Genomic DNA, 13,239 nt, shown 5'->3' on the forward strand with positions numbered 1-13,239 from the left:
CGCGCCGCTCTGTTGCCTGAGGATCGGCGCCCTGCCATGGACCGGCTCGTCAAGCGCAAGGATTTTCTGGCCGCAGCCTCCGGGCTGCGCGCCAATTCCGGCCCGTTGCTGCTGCAGGGCCGTGATCGCGCCGACGAGGCGCCGGCCCGCATCGGGCTCACCGTCACCAAGAAACACGGCAATGCCGTCGCGCGGAACCGCATCCGCCGGCGCCTGCGCGCCGCGGTCCGCGACGCCCTGCCGCGCGCGGGCAAGAGCGGTTTCGATTACGTCATCGTCGCCCGGCGCGCCGCGCTCGGCACGCCCTTCGCCGACCTCGTCCACGACATAGAGCGGGGAATTGCCCGCCTTCACTCAGGAAGCCGGCGCCCGCAGAAGCCTGCGCGCGCCGACGCCGCGCAGCGCCCGCCGCGCGCCGACGGAGAGACGCTGCATGACCAGTGAAAACCGCAACATGATCCTCGCCATCGTCATGTCGATGGCGGTGCTCATCGCCTGGCAGTTCTTCTCCGGCGTTCCGCAGATGGAGCAGCAGCGCCAGGCGGCCCAGCAACAGGCGGCACAGCAGCAGACCCCGGCGCCCGGGCAGGCTGGCACCGATGCCGGCACCCAGGCCCCCGCTCCCGGAACGGTGGCCCCCTCCCCCGCAGCGACCCCGCCCCGGGCGATGACCCGCGCCGAGGCGCTGGCCCGCACGCCGCGCGTCGCCATCGACACGCCGAGCGTCGTCGGCTCCATCGCCCTGCGCGGCGGGCGCATCGACGATCTCTCGCTCAAGGGCTACCACGAGACCGTCGACAACAGCAGCCCGATCATCGTGCTGCTGTCGCCCTCCGGCGGGCCGAACCCATTCTACGCCGAATTCGGCTGGGTGCCCGGCGCTGGCTCGACCGTCGCGGTGCCGGCGGCCGACACGCTGTGGACCGCTCCGGAAGGCGCCCGCCTGACCCCGGAAACACCGCTCGTCCTCACCTGGGATAACGGCGCCGGCCTCACCTTCCGCCGCACCGTCTCCATCGACGCAAACTACATGTTCCACGTGGTGGACGAGGTGGACAACGCCACCGCCGAGCCGGTGGCGCTGCACCCCTACGCGCTGGTCTCGCGCCACGGCACGCCGCACACGCTGGGCTACTACATCCTGCATGAGGGCCTGATCGGCGTGACCTCCGAGGGGGGCCTGCACGAGGTCAAGTACAAGGACATCGCCGAGCGCAAGTCGGAGAGCTTCCCCTCGGTCGGCGGCTGGCTCGGCATCACCGACAAGTACTGGGCCGCCACCGTCATTCCCGGTGCCGAGGAGAAGGTGCAGGCGCGCTTTTCCGCCGCCCAGGCCGGCAACGACCTGACCTACCAGACCGACTTTCTCGGCGACGCGGTCACCGTCGCGCCCGGCGCCAAGGCGTCCACCGATGGCCGCCTGTTCGCCGGCGCCAAGGTGGTGCAGCTCGTCGACGGCTACCAGCAGCAGTACAATATCGACCGTTTCGACCGGCTGATCGACTGGGGCTGGTTCTATTTCATCACCAAGCCGCTGTTCCTCGTGATCGACTGGATCTATCGCTTCGTCGGCAATTTCGGCGTCGCGATCCTGGCCGTCACGGTGATGCTGAAGGCCATCTTCTTCCCGCTCGCCAACAAGAGCTACGCCTCGATGGCGAAGATGAAGGCGGTGCAGCCGGAGATCGCGGCGCTGCGCGAGCGCTATGGCGACGATCGGGTGAAGCTCCAGCAGGAGATGATGGAGATCTACAAGAAGGAGAAGATCAACCCGGTCGCGGGCTGCCTTCCGATCCTGATCCAGATCCCGGTCTTCTTCGCCCTCTACAAGGTGCTGTTCGTCACCATCGAGATGCGCCACGCGCCGTTCTTCGGCTGGATCCGCGACCTCTCGGCGCCCGACCCGACGACCATCTTCAACCTGTTCGGCCTCATCCCGTGGGATCCCGGCACGGTGCCGGTGATCGGGCATTTCCTCATGCTCGGCGTGTGGCCGATCATCATGGGCTGCACCATGTGGGCGCAGATGAAGCTCAACCCGACCCCGCCGGACCCGACGCAGAAGATGATCTTCGACTGGATGCCGCTGGTCTTCACCTTCATGCTGGCCTCCTTCGCCTCCGGCCTCGTCATCTACTGGGCGTGGAACAACACGCTGTCGGTGATCCAGCAGTCGATCATCATGCGCAAGAACGGCGTGAAGATCGAATTGTGGGACAATGTGAAGAGCACCTTCATCCGCAAGAAGAAGCCGAAGGCCGGCTGATGCGGAGCACCTGAACCCATGACCCAGGCCGACGACACGTCCGCCGCGTCGGCCTTCACGCCCGACGAGATCGAGGCGGGGCGACGCCTCTTTGCCGGCGAGTGGAACTTCCTCTCGGCGGCGCCCACCATCGCCACCCTGCCGCCCATGCGCAGCATGGAGATCGCACTGGCCGGCCGTTCCAATGTCGGCAAGTCGAGCCTGGTCAACGCGCTGACCGGGCGCAAGGCGCTGGCCCGCACCTCGGTGACGCCGGGGCGCACGCAGGAACTTATCTTTTTCGGCCTCGGGCCGGACCTGACCCTGGTCGACATGCCCGGCTACGGCTTCGCCAAGGCGCCGAAGGACAAGGTCGACGCCTGGACCGCCACCGTCCATGCCTATCTGCGCGGGAGGGCCAATCTCGCCCGGGTGTTCGTGCTGATCGATTCCCGCCACGGGCTGAAGCCGATCGACCTCGAGGTGCTGGACGGGCTGGACAAGGCCGCCGTCTCCTATGCCGTGGTGCTGACCAAAGCCGACCAGCTCAAGCCGGCGGAACTGGCCGAGCGGGTGACGGAGACGCAGGCCGGCCTTGCCCGCCGCCCCGCCGCCTTTCCCCTCGTCTTCCCCACCTCCAGCCGCGACGGCGGCGGCATCGCCGATCTGCGCGCGGCGGTAATCCGGCTGATGGCCGAACGCGGCATCGGCTGACGCGGTCGGCGTCCCGCGCGCGGTCGCCGGCTTTTGATCGCCGGCGTTTGACCCGTGTCATGGCTGCCCCCGCCGGCAGCGGCATGATGGCGCTCCTCAACCGCAGGAGACGCCCATGTCCAGGATGAAAGCCGCCATCTTCGTCGAACCCGGCCGCATCGTGCTCGACGAGAAGCCGATACCGGAGGTCGGCCCGCTCGACGCGCTGCTGCGGGTGACCACGACCACCATCTGCGGCACCGACGTCCATATCCTCAAGGGCGAGTACCCGGTGGCGAAGGGGCTGACCATCGGCCACGAGCCCGTCGGCATCATCGAGAAGCTCGGCTCGCAGGTGACGGGCTATCGCGAAGGCCAGCGCGTCATCGCCGGCGCCATCACACCCAGCGGCCATTCCTATGCCTGCCTGTGCGGCTGCGGCTCGCAGGACGGCCCCGGCATGAAGCACGGCTTCAAGCCGATGGGCGGCTGGAAGTTCGGCAACACCATCGACGGCGCGCAGGCCGAATATGTGCTGGTGCCCGACGCGCTGGCCAATCTCGCCCCGGTGCCGGACAAGCTCTCCGACGAGGAAGTGCTGATGTGCCCGGACATCATGTCCACCGGCTTTTCCGGCGCCGAGAGCGGCGCGGTGCAGATCGGCGACATCGTGGCGGTGTTCGCCCTCGGCCCGATTGGCCTGTGCGCGGTGGCCGGCGCCAGGCTGAAGGGCGCCACCCGCATCATCGGCGTCGACACGGTGCCGGAGCGGCTCGCCATCGCCCGCCAGCTCGGCTGCAGCGATGTGGTCGACTTCAAGCAGGGCGACGTGGTCGAGCAGATCATGGCGCTCACCGACGGGCGCGGCGTCGATGTCGCCATCGAGGCGCTGGGCACGCAGGGCACGTTCGAGAGCGCGCTCAAGGTGCTGCGCCCCGGCGGCACGCTGTCCTCGCTCGGCGTCTATTCCACCGACCTGACGATCCCGCTCGGGGCTTTTTCCGCCGGGCTCGGTGACAACAAGATCGTCACCACACTCTGCCCCGGCGGCAAGGAGCGCATGCGCCGGCTGATCGACGTCGTCGCCTCCGGCCGCGTCGACCTCAAGCCGCTGGTCACTCACCGCTTCAAGCTGGACGATATCGAGGCCGCCTACGACCTGTTCTCGCACCAGCGCGACGGCGTGCTGAAGGTGGCGATCACGCCGTAGCCGCCCGGCGTCCTCTCCCTCTCCCCGCGGGGGAGAGGGCCGGGGTGAGGGAGGTCAGGCCGACGCCCCCCATCCCGTCGCGACGCGGCGAACTCTCCCAGGCGGGGGAGAGGAAGGAAGACGCATGCGCCAGCGCGGATGGCTAGAGACTGATTCAACCTGATCGGTGAATCAGTCTCTAGCCATCATTGGCGGAGCTGAGGCTCTCGGCCGGGATGTAGCCGCCCTGCTGGCGGATGCGCAGGCCCGGCCCGCCGCCGGTGCTCGCCTGGCCGGACGCCAGCAGTTCCACGCCCGCATCCTCCAGCGCGCGCAGCACCCGCTCCGCCTCGCTCGGATCGAGGTCGTCGACGGTCTCACCGCCGCGCTCGAACGCGGCCAGCCAGTCCGGCGTCACCCGTGCCTTGACGGCGAGGTCCTGCGCGCTCCAGCCCAGCAGGGCACGCGCCGCGCGGCACTGACCGGCGGAAAGAACGAGACTGGCGGGAAGGGTCTCGGGCATGGCGGGTCTCCTGGCGGACGAACTCTGGCCCTCCTGAGGTAGGGCGCCGGGGCAGGAATGTCATCATCCCGCCCGCGGCATAACCTCAGGTCGAAAAGCGCGTCATGCCGCGTCGGTGGCCGGCGCGCCTGTCAGAATGGCGTGGATCGAAGTCGCATCGCGCGAATTACGCAGCTTGCGCGCGGTCTCGGGATCGCGCAGCAGCCGCGCCACCCGCGCCAGCGCCTTGAGATGATCAGCCCCCGCCGCCTCCGGCGCCAGCAGCAGGAAGATCAGGTCGACCGGCTCGCCGTCCAGCGCCTCGAAGTCGATCGGCTTGTCGAGCCGGGCAAACATCCCGAACAGCTTGTCCATCTTCGCCAGCTTGCCGTGCGGAATGGCGATGCCGTTGCCCACCCCGGTGGAGCCGAGGCGCTCGCGCTGGTTCAGCGTCTCGAAGATCTCGCGCTCATCCCGCTTCAGCAGTGCTGCGGCATGGGCGGAAAGCTCCTGCAGGGCCTGCTTCTTGCTACCGACCTTGAGGGTCGGAAACACCGCCGAGGGCGGCAGAATATCGTTCAGAGCCATGAGACGATCCGCGGCGTGGCGATCCGGGTCGGGGCGAGACGAAGCGCGCGAACCGCTCCAGCGGCCGCGCGCTTGCAATGAGCTTGGGCGATCAATGGACTTCTTCCGCCAGGGCGCTGGCCGGCGGGTCGACCCAGCCGACATGGCCATCCCCGCGCCGGTAGACCACGTTGATGCGGCCGTGGCCGGCATGGCGGAACACCAGGGCTGTGACGCCGGTGAAGTCGAGCTCCAGCACCGCGTCGCTCACCGAGAGACGCGGCAGGTTGGCGGTCGCCTCGGCCACCACCGTGGGGCACCAGCCCTCGGACGGCTCGGCGTCCTCGTGGTCCGGCGCCGAGAACACGGTGAGCGGAACCGTTTCGGCCATCACCACGGCCTCGCCGGCACCATCGCCATTGACGACGCGGCGCTTGACCCGGCTCTTGTAGCGGCGCAGCCGCGTCTCGATCCGCTCCACGGCAGCGTCGGCGCTGGCGTAAGGGTCCTGCGCGTCCGCATGGGCCTGCAGCACCGTCCCGCTGTCGAGATGCAGCGCGCAGTCCGAGCGATAGCCGGAGCCCTCGCGGGCCACCGTGACATGGCCGGACCAGCCACCGTCGAAGTACTTGTCCATCGCCCCGGCGACGCGATCGGAAACGCGTTGCCTCAGGGCCTCGCCCACGTCGAGATTTTTTCCAGAAACCCGCAGCGGCATCGTGACTAGTCCCTCTGCTGGGGCGGGACGGGAAGCGTTCGCGAATTCGCCCCTCGCCCTGCCCGAACCCCTTACATGCCCGGCCGGTGCCCCTAAGAGGTATGAGCCGCGAGGGAAAGTGTCAACGAGGAGCGGTGGACAGCGTGTGCGAAGGCCGCCGCCGGCGCGCCTTCAGCCGGCGGAGACCGCCGCCTGCTTCTCGCGCCGGCGCTGCACGGAAGAGGGAATCCGCATCGCCTCACGGTATTTCGCCACCGTGCGACGGGCGATGTCGATACCCGCCTCGCGCAGCCGCTGCACCAGCGTGTCGTCGGAGAGCACGTCGTCGGGGCTTTCCGCCTCGATCATCTGCTTGATGCGGAAGCGCACCGATTCCGCCGAATGCGCCTCGCCGCCGTCGGAGGACGAAATAGACGACGAGAAGAAATACTTCATCTCGAAGATTCCGCGCGGTGTCGACATGTATTTGTTCGAGGTGACGCGCGACACGGTGGATTCGTGCATGCCGATGGCGTCGGCCACCATGCGCAGGTTCAGCGGCCGCAGATGCTGCACCCCGAGCGAGAGGAAGGCATCCTGCTGACGCACGATCTCGGTCGCCACCTTGAGGATGGTGCGGGCGCGCTGGTCGAGCGAGCGGGTGAGCCAGGTCGCCGTCTGCATGCAGTCGGAGAGGAAGGCCTTTTCCCGCTCGTCGCGGGTGATCTTCTGCACCCGGGAATAATAGGCCTGGTTGACCAGCACGCGCGGCAGCGTCTCCGAATTCAGCTCGACCAGCCAGTTGTCGGTGGCGCCACGCACGAACACGTCCGGCACCACCGGCTGGATGATGCCGGAGCCGAAGGCCAGGCCGGGCTTCGGGTTCAGCCGGCGGATCTCGCCGACCATCTCGGCGAGATCCTCGTCGTCGACGCCGCAAACGCGCTTCAACGTGGTGAATTCGCGCCGGGCCAGCAGTTCGAGGTGGGCGAGCAGCGCCGCCATGCACGGGTCGTAGCGGTTGCGCTCGCGCAGCTGGATGGCGAGGCATTCGGCGAGAGAGCGGGCGCCGATGCCTGCCGGGTCGAAGGTCTGGACCACGCCAAGCACCTTCTCCACCGTCGTCAGCGGGGCACCCAGCCGCTCGGCGACGCCGGCGAGATCGGCCGAGAGGTAGCCGGCCTCGTCGATCATGTCGATCAGGTTATGGCCGATGATCCGCTCGACGGGATCGCTGACCGCCAGGGTAAGCTGCGACTCGAGATGGTCCGCCAGCGAGGTTTCCGCCGAGACGAAGGCTTCGAGATTATAGCCTTCGGCGTCGTGCCCGCCGCCGCCGACGCCGGTCCATTCCGAATAGGCCGGGGCCTCGCCGCTGGGCGCAGGCCCGACCGGTTCGCGGCCAGCATCGTCGGGAAACACGTTCTCCATGCCGGTGTCGAGCCGGTCCTCTATGGCGCTGCGGCTGGTGTCGAGCCGCTCTTCCAGCCAGTCCGAGGCCCGCTCGTCACCCGGATCGCGCTCGCCGCCGGATTCCGCCCGGGGATCGAGATCGGCATCGCTGGTGCGCTCGCGCACCGCATTGCCGTCGGCCTCGCCCTCGCCGGCGCGCTCGCCTTCCGGCTCGGCCTGCCGCTCCAGCAGCGGGTTGCGCTCCAGTTCCGCCTCGACATAGGCCACCAGATCGAGATTGGAGAGCTGCAGCAGCTTGATCGCCTGCATGAGCTGCGGCGTCATCACCAGCGACTGGGTCTGGCGGAATTCGAGACGCGGACCTAGCGACATGGCGCGCACTCTCCACGGGCGGCGGCAAACGTGGCGGTTGGCGGTGCTGGTTCCATGCTACAGACGGAACTCCTCGCCGAGATAGAGACGACGCACTTCCTCGCTCGCCACGATTTCCTCGGGCGAACCTTCCATCAGCACCGAACCGGAATGGATGATGTAGGCGCGGTCGATCAGCCCCAGCGTCTCGCGCACATTGTGGTCGGTGATCAGTACCCCGATGCCGCGCTCGGTGAGCTGGCGCACCAGCGCCTGGATGTCGCCGACCGCGATCGGGTCGATGCCGGCGAAGGGCTCGTCGAGCAGCATGAAGGTCGGCCGCGAGGCCAGAGCGCGGGCGATTTCCACCCGTCGCCGCTCGCCGCCGGACAGCGCGATGGAGGGCGACTTGCGCACATGGGTGATGCGGAATTCTTCCAGCAGTTCGTCAAGCTGGCGCTGCCGCTCGCGGCGGTTGGGCTCCACCACCTCCAGCACGGCGCGGATGTTGTTCTCCACCGACAGGCCGCGAAAGATCGAGGCCTCCTGCGGCAGGTAGCCGACGCCGAGGCGGGCCCGGCGATACATCGGCAGATGCGTCACGTCATGGCCGTCGAGCTCGATGCGGCCGGCATCGGCCTTCACCAGCCCGGTGATCATGTAGAAGATGGTGGTCTTGCCGGCCCCGTTCGGCCCCAGCAGGCCCACCGCCTCGCCCCGCCGCACGTGCAGGCTGGCCCCGCGCACCACCTGGCGCCCGACATAGCTCTTGGCGAGGCCGACCGCATTCAGCATGCGCTGTTCGCCGGCCGCCGGCTCGGGAGTGCGGAACAGCGGCGCTGCCTCAGACCGGGAAGGTTCGGCAGCGGCGCCGGAGGTCTTCGATGAAGTGGCCGGGGAGGCGACAGACAGCGGTGCAACCGACAGCGGCCGCGAGACCTGCGGCGCGGAAGTCGGTGGCGGGGCGGGCGCCGGCTGCAGATCCGCAGCGAGAGCGGCCTCGAAATCAGCCTGGAACTGCGCTTCCAGCTCGTCTTCGCTGCGCTCGGCCCGGCCGTTGGTGCCGAACCCGCGCGGACGCACCGAAGCCGTGCCCTGGGGCGCCGCCTTGCCGCGCCCGACGATGGTCGAGAATAGTCCCACGCGCACCCTCCGTGGTGAGATCACCACCCGAAAGGTGATAAACGTTCAGCGCGCCGCTGGCAAATCGAGATGCAAGAAGCGGGCCGGAACGCCCTCGTCGTCGTGCGGGGCGGTAATTCCGGTGTTGATGCACCAATATTCCGAAGTGGCCACGCCGGACGCTCGATCGGCCGGACCGACCCGCCAGCCGCAACGGCGGAACCCGGCGTCGGTCCCCGATGCCGGCCACGTCGCCGGGCCGCCCACGTCACGGTGCCGGCTTCGCGGCCGGAGCAGCGGGTCTGCCGCCCGGCAGCACCCCGTCGGCGCCCTTCATGCTGTTGGGCACGATCAGGCTTTCGATACGCCCACCATCGAAGCGCGACACGCCGCTGGTCAGGTCGACGGTCAGCTTCTTGCCGCGGATGACGTTCGGCCCGGAGGTGAGCACGACCGGATTGCCGGTGAGGGTGATGGTGTTGGCCCTGGTCTCGAACACGCCCTGGTCGCCGGTCGCGGTCTGCTCCTTGGTGGTCACCACCACGGAGCCGTTGATCTCCAGCCGGCGGATGGCGGAGGAATTGATCGGGCTGCCGGCGGCGAGCGCCTCGCCGCTAGCCGGCTTGGCCGCCTCCTTGTCGCCGGCCGATGCGCCGGGCGCCTCCTTGCCGTCGTAGAACACCACCAGTTCCTTGCAGCGCATCGTGGTGTCGCCCTGCTGCACCACGACATTGCCACTGAACACCGCCTGCTTCTGCTGGTCGCGGACCTCGAGGCTGTTGGCGTTGATGCGGATCGGCTGGTTGCGATTGGTCGCGAAACCCTGAAGCGCGTTCGGCACATTCTTGCCCTGCGCCAGGGCAGGCGGGGCCAGCGGGCCGAGGCACGCGGCGGCCATGATAAGGGCGACAAGACTGGCGCCGGTGAAAGCGTGGGGCATGTTCATGCCTGCATGTCTAGCCGTGCCGGGCCGTGCGTTCAATGCCGGGAGCCTCACGGCAGGGCTCCGGCCGCCGTCGTGCTGGCGGCGGGAGCGCTTCCGGAAGCCGCACCGCCGGGCCCGACCGCGCCTCCCGCCTCTTCGTCCGACACCGGCATCCTGAAATCGAGCTGGACGTTGCCGACGAGCAGGGCGCGCGAATCTTTCTGCAACACCTCCAGGCTGTCGGCGGTCAGCTTGCCGTCGAGATAGGTCAGCTCGACCGGGCTGTTCGACACCATCTTGCCGCCCTTGATGTCGATCGAGGCCTCCTTCAGCCGCCCGCCATAGCCGGACGAGGTGTCGAAGCTCACGCCGCCGTCCAGCGTCAGATTCTCGGTCTTGGTGTCGTAATGGCCGGCGATGGCGGTAAGGTTGGCCCAGCCCTTGTCCGCCAGCTCCAGCTTGGCCTCGATCTTGTCCAACGAGATCAGGTTGGGCTGCGTCAGGTCCTGCGAGGCGGCGAAGGCCGAGACGTTGTAGCTGCGATTATCGGCGGTGAAGCCGTGCAGGCGCGGAAATTCCATCTTCACCTGGGTGCCCGACAGCGACACCCGTCCAAGATCGAAGGGCAGGTCGACCCCGAGGGTGAAGGGATCGAGATAGTTGACCGCCAGGGTCCCGCCAAGCGCCAGCAGCACGCCGAGCGGCAGGGCGACGCGAAAGAACCGCACCCGCCGGCTGTGGCGCCGGGCATGCTTGAACAGCGTCGCCCGCGAAGGCGCGCGCGTCGACGCAGGGCGCGCCGGCGGCTCGCTCGCTTTCGCGCCCCGCTGCATGGGGGGTTCGACATGCTTGTTCATGCGCGACGGTTCATCCCCGACTGACGGCCGCCGCCCGCATAACGGCCACCGCCCAAAATGGCGGCTTCCGGCCGAAGGCGCAAGCCGAAGCGGCCACGGGCCCCCAACTGCCGTGAGAAGCCGGCGATTGTCGGGCAGGCCGGGATTTCACGCTCACGTATGCGCGAAGATGTCCTCGTCCGGCCATCCCGCCAGGTCGAGCCGGGCGCGGGTGGGCAGAAAGTCGAAGCAGGCCTGCGCCAGCTCGCCGCGCCCCTCGCGCGCCAGCATGGCGGCCAGCCTCGCCTGCAGCGCGTGCAGGTGCAGCACGTCGGACGCCGCATAGCTGAGCTGGGCGTCGCTCAGTTCCTCGGCCGCCCAGTCCGAACTCTGCTGCTGCTTGGAGAGGTCGATGCCGAGCAGTTCGCGCACCAGCTCCTTCAGTCCGTGGCGGTCGGTATAGGTGCGGGTCAGCCGCGAGGCGATCTTGGTGCACCACACCGGCGAGACTGTCAGCCCGAAGGTCTTGCCCAGCACCGCGATGTCGAAGCGGGCGTAATGAAACAGCTTCACGCTGCGCGGGTCGGTCAGCAGACGCTCCAGATTGGGCGCGCTGCCCGGCCCCGCCCCGGCCGGAATCTGCACCACGTCAGCGGTGCCGTCGCCGGGCGAAAGCTGCACCACGCACAACCGGTCGCGATGCGGGTTGAGCCCCAGCGTCTCGGTGTCGATGGCGACGAAGGGGGCTGTCTCAGGTGTGTAGCGGGCGAGGTCGACAAGGTCGCCGCGGTGCAGGCGGATGCTCATGGGAACCGTGCGTTCAGGAGTTTCGGCTCCTTAGCACCACCCTGCCCGCTCCCGCAACCGCAACGGGAGCGGCTCAGACCAGCAGCGCGTCGGCGAGAAGGCCGGCAAACAGCATCAGCCCGGCGTCGCGGTTGGAGCGGAACAGCCGCAGGCACAGGTCGCGGTCGTCAATGTCGAGCCGGCGCACCTGGGTGGCGAGATGCACGGCGAAGACGCCGAGCCCGGCCCAGGCGACAGGTCCGGCTGCTGCCATCGCCAAAGCAAGGCCGATCAGCACCACCGCCGCGCCATACAGGCCGACCAGCCATTTGCGCGTGTCGCCGGCGAACAGCAGGGCGGAGGACTTCACCCCGACGACGGCGTCGTCCTCGCGGTCCTGATGGGCGTAGATGGTGTCATATCCCACCACCCACAGCGCCGAGCCGGCATAGAGAAGAAAGGCCGCGGCCGGCAATGCCTCGTCGAGCGCGGCGAAACCCATCAGCGCGCCCCAGGAGAAGGTGAGCCCCAGCACCAGCTGTGGAATCCAGATCACCCGCTTCATCAGCGGGTAGACCGCCACCAGCCCCAGCGAGGACAGGGCCACCCCGATGGCGAAGCCCGGCAGGCAGAGCAGCACGACCAGCCCGGCGAGGCCCTGCAGCGCGAGAAAGGCGACGGCGCCCTTCAGCGTCACCTGCCCCGACGGCAAGGGTCGCGAGCGCGTGCGCTCAACCAAACCATCGATGTCGCGGTCGAGAATGTCGTTCCAGGTGCAGCCGGCACCGCGCATCGCCACCGCGCCGATAGCGAACAGCACCAGCAGCACCGCCGCATGAACATAATCGGGCGTGCCGGCGGCGCCCTGCATTCGCAGGGCAAGCGCCACCGACCACCAGCACGGGATGAGCAGCAGCCAGCTGCCGATCGGCCGGTCGGCCCGCGCGAGGCGCAGAAAAGGGCGCAACGCGGCCGGCGCGCGCCGGTCGACCCAGTTGCGATCGGAATCGGCGGGCGCCGGAGCCGGGGAGTGCGGCGCTGCGGGAGCCGGCGCGGCGGGTGTCATCGGCTCAGCGCAGCGCGTCGCCGCCGAGCGTGTCGAACACGCCGCCCGGAGGGGTCTCCATGGTCGGCAATCCGCTCGACAGGCCGAGGCCCGCCGACACCGAGCCCTGCGGCGGCGGCCCGCCGGGGCCGGCCCCACCGCCGCTCTCCTGCATCTTGGCCACCTGGCAGATGCGGTTGCGCGTGGTGTTCACCGAGGAGACGTTCTCCTTGAACTTGGTCAGCACCTCGTCCGGCACGCCGCACTTCGCCTTGTTGGTGCTGAGGAAGGAGTAGAAGTTCTGCTGCGCGCTGGCGAAACTGCGGAACATCGGGCACAGCTCGGACGGTGACAGCTTCTTCTTGGCTGCGCCCTGCAGCGCTCCGCCGCGTGTTTCCACCTCACCGCGCAGCTTCGCGACCTGTTCCTGGCACTCGGCCGCGTTCGGGTTGGCCTGTCGCGGGGCTTCGATCGCCGCGCCCGCGCCGGGCGAAAAGCCCGGTGCGGCGCTCCCCGGGGAGGCCGGCCCGACGCTGGAGGAAAAGCCGGGATCGAACCCGGGAGCCGGTTCGGCCGCCGGCAGTTCCGCCTCGGGCTCCGGCACCGGGGTTACCGTCACCGCTCCGGAGGAGGCACCACCGGTCGAGCCGCCAGGGGCGCCGATCCATTGAGCTCCGGCCGGAAGCGTGCCGAGCGTGCCGGCGAGCAGGACACCTGCCAGCATCGGCGTCAGGGAGCTTGCCCGCAGGCGCATCGGGAGACGTTTCAAAGGCCAATCTCTCATCAGGTGGTCGATCGGTGCCGTTTCGATGACCAAGCGTGATACAGAGGCACGGAAGATTGGGCAACATCACGGCGTGCGCGATAT

The 13,239-nt window shown here is 68.8% G+C and carries 14 protein-coding genes; 4 read left to right on the forward strand and 10 right to left on the reverse strand.

Annotated elements, in window-relative coordinates; all coding sequences use genetic code 11:
- The first annotated feature begins 36 nt into the window (after positions 1-36).
- The 4 genes from rnpA to KHC23_RS23920 all read left to right on the forward strand — a co-directional run bounded on the left by rnpA (position 37) and on the right by KHC23_RS23920 (position 4,148).
- On the forward strand, positions 37-444 hold the full coding sequence (gene rnpA, locus KHC23_RS23905; protein WP_213376208.1) for a ribonuclease P protein component: 408 nt from the start codon (positions 37-39) through the stop codon (positions 442-444).
- Positions 434-2,266 (forward strand): membrane protein insertase YidC, encoded by a 1,833-nt coding sequence (gene yidC / locus KHC23_RS23910; RefSeq protein WP_213376209.1) that lies wholly within the window; start codon positions 434-436, stop codon positions 2,264-2,266. The genes rnpA and yidC overlap by 11 nt, the downstream gene beginning before the upstream one ends.
- Before the next feature lie 18 nt (positions 2,267-2,284).
- Positions 2,285-2,959, forward strand: coding sequence for a ribosome biogenesis GTP-binding protein YihA/YsxC (gene yihA / locus KHC23_RS23915; protein ID WP_213376210.1), 675 nt, complete (start codon positions 2,285-2,287; stop codon positions 2,957-2,959).
- A 115-nt stretch (positions 2,960-3,074) separates the two neighbouring features.
- On the forward strand, positions 3,075-4,148 hold the full coding sequence (locus tag KHC23_RS23920; RefSeq protein ID WP_213376211.1) for an NAD(P)-dependent alcohol dehydrogenase: 1,074 nt from the start codon (positions 3,075-3,077) through the stop codon (positions 4,146-4,148).
- 178 nt (positions 4,149-4,326) lie between these two features.
- Here the strand turns inward: KHC23_RS23920 and KHC23_RS23925 are convergent, their stop codons facing one another.
- From KHC23_RS23925 to KHC23_RS23970, 10 genes are all read right to left on the reverse strand, one after another.
- Entirely contained in the window at positions 4,327-4,650 is a 324-nt protein-coding gene (locus KHC23_RS23925; RefSeq protein WP_213376212.1) for a helix-turn-helix domain-containing protein, read from the reverse strand.
- A gap of 102 nt (positions 4,651-4,752) precedes the next feature.
- A complete protein-coding gene (ptsN, locus tag KHC23_RS23930; RefSeq protein WP_213376213.1) occupies positions 4,753-5,217 on the reverse strand; it encodes a PTS IIA-like nitrogen regulatory protein PtsN in 465 nt (154 codons plus the stop codon).
- A gap of 91 nt (positions 5,218-5,308) precedes the next feature.
- Positions 5,309-5,914 (reverse strand): ribosome hibernation-promoting factor, HPF/YfiA family, encoded by a 606-nt coding sequence (hpf, locus tag KHC23_RS23935; RefSeq protein WP_213376214.1) that lies wholly within the window; start codon positions 5,912-5,914, stop codon positions 5,309-5,311.
- A gap of 171 nt (positions 5,915-6,085) precedes the next feature.
- Positions 6,086-7,678, reverse strand: a complete 1,593-nt coding sequence (rpoN, locus tag KHC23_RS23940) for an RNA polymerase factor sigma-54 (RefSeq protein WP_213376215.1) — start codon at positions 7,676-7,678, stop codon at positions 6,086-6,088.
- 57 nt (positions 7,679-7,735) lie between these two features.
- Positions 7,736-8,800, reverse strand: a complete 1,065-nt coding sequence (lptB, locus tag KHC23_RS23945; protein ID WP_213376216.1) for an LPS export ABC transporter ATP-binding protein — start codon at positions 8,798-8,800, stop codon at positions 7,736-7,738.
- Positions 8,801-9,047: 247 nt separating this feature from the next.
- Positions 9,048-9,725 (reverse strand): LptA/OstA family protein, encoded by a 678-nt coding sequence (locus tag KHC23_RS23950; RefSeq protein ID WP_213376217.1) that lies wholly within the window; start codon positions 9,723-9,725, stop codon positions 9,048-9,050.
- A 47-nt stretch (positions 9,726-9,772) separates the two neighbouring features.
- On the reverse strand, positions 9,773-10,561 hold the full coding sequence (locus tag KHC23_RS23955) for a hypothetical protein (RefSeq protein WP_246544929.1): 789 nt from the start codon (positions 10,559-10,561) through the stop codon (positions 9,773-9,775).
- 153 nt (positions 10,562-10,714) lie between these two features.
- Positions 10,715-11,347, reverse strand: a complete 633-nt coding sequence (locus KHC23_RS23960; protein WP_213376218.1) for a ribonuclease D — start codon at positions 11,345-11,347, stop codon at positions 10,715-10,717.
- Positions 11,348-11,420: 73 nt separating this feature from the next.
- A complete protein-coding gene (gene ubiA / locus KHC23_RS23965) occupies positions 11,421-12,392 on the reverse strand; it encodes a 4-hydroxybenzoate octaprenyltransferase (protein WP_213376219.1) in 972 nt (323 codons plus the stop codon).
- A 4-nt stretch (positions 12,393-12,396) separates the two neighbouring features.
- Positions 12,397-13,140 (reverse strand): hypothetical protein, encoded by a 744-nt coding sequence (locus tag KHC23_RS23970; protein ID WP_246544931.1) that lies wholly within the window; start codon positions 13,138-13,140, stop codon positions 12,397-12,399.
- Positions 13,141-13,239: the final 99 nt, after the last annotated feature.

Origin of the sequence: Ancylobacter dichloromethanicus, from assembly GCF_018390645.1 — a bacterium.
GTDB classification, from domain to species: domain Bacteria; phylum Pseudomonadota; class Alphaproteobacteria; order Rhizobiales; family Xanthobacteraceae; genus Ancylobacter; species Ancylobacter dichloromethanicus.

What these genes read in the sequence shown, in the direction of transcription:
- KHC23_RS23950 (WP_213376217.1), bottom strand. Translation starts at nt 9,725, where the DNA reads ATGAACATGCCCCACGCTTTCACCGGCGCCAGTCTTGTCGCCCTTATC.
- KHC23_RS23920 (WP_213376211.1), top strand. Translation starts at nt 3,075, where the DNA reads ATGTCCAGGATGAAAGCCGCCATCTTCGTCGAACCCGGCCGCATCGTG.
- KHC23_RS23955 (WP_246544929.1), bottom strand. Translation starts at nt 10,561, where the DNA reads ATGAACAAGCATGTCGAACCCCCCATGCAGCGGGGCGCGAAAGCGAGC.
- KHC23_RS23925 (WP_213376212.1), bottom strand. Translation starts at nt 4,650, where the DNA reads ATGCCCGAGACCCTTCCCGCCAGTCTCGTTCTTTCCGCCGGTCAGTGC.
- yidC (WP_213376209.1), top strand. Translation starts at nt 434, where the DNA reads ATGACCAGTGAAAACCGCAACATGATCCTCGCCATCGTCATGTCGATG.
- rnpA (WP_213376208.1), top strand. Translation starts at nt 37, where the DNA reads ATGGACCGGCTCGTCAAGCGCAAGGATTTTCTGGCCGCAGCCTCCGGG.
- ubiA (WP_213376219.1), bottom strand. Translation starts at nt 12,392, where the DNA reads ATGACACCCGCCGCGCCGGCTCCCGCAGCGCCGCACTCCCCGGCTCCG.
- hpf (WP_213376214.1), bottom strand. Translation starts at nt 5,914, where the DNA reads ATGCCGCTGCGGGTTTCTGGAAAAAATCTCGACGTGGGCGAGGCCCTG.
- yihA (WP_213376210.1), top strand. Translation starts at nt 2,285, where the DNA reads ATGACCCAGGCCGACGACACGTCCGCCGCGTCGGCCTTCACGCCCGAC.
- ptsN (WP_213376213.1), bottom strand. Translation starts at nt 5,217, where the DNA reads ATGGCTCTGAACGATATTCTGCCGCCCTCGGCGGTGTTTCCGACCCTC.
- KHC23_RS23960 (WP_213376218.1), bottom strand. Translation starts at nt 11,347, where the DNA reads ATGAGCATCCGCCTGCACCGCGGCGACCTTGTCGACCTCGCCCGCTAC.
- rpoN (WP_213376215.1), bottom strand. Translation starts at nt 7,678, where the DNA reads ATGTCGCTAGGTCCGCGTCTCGAATTCCGCCAGACCCAGTCGCTGGTG.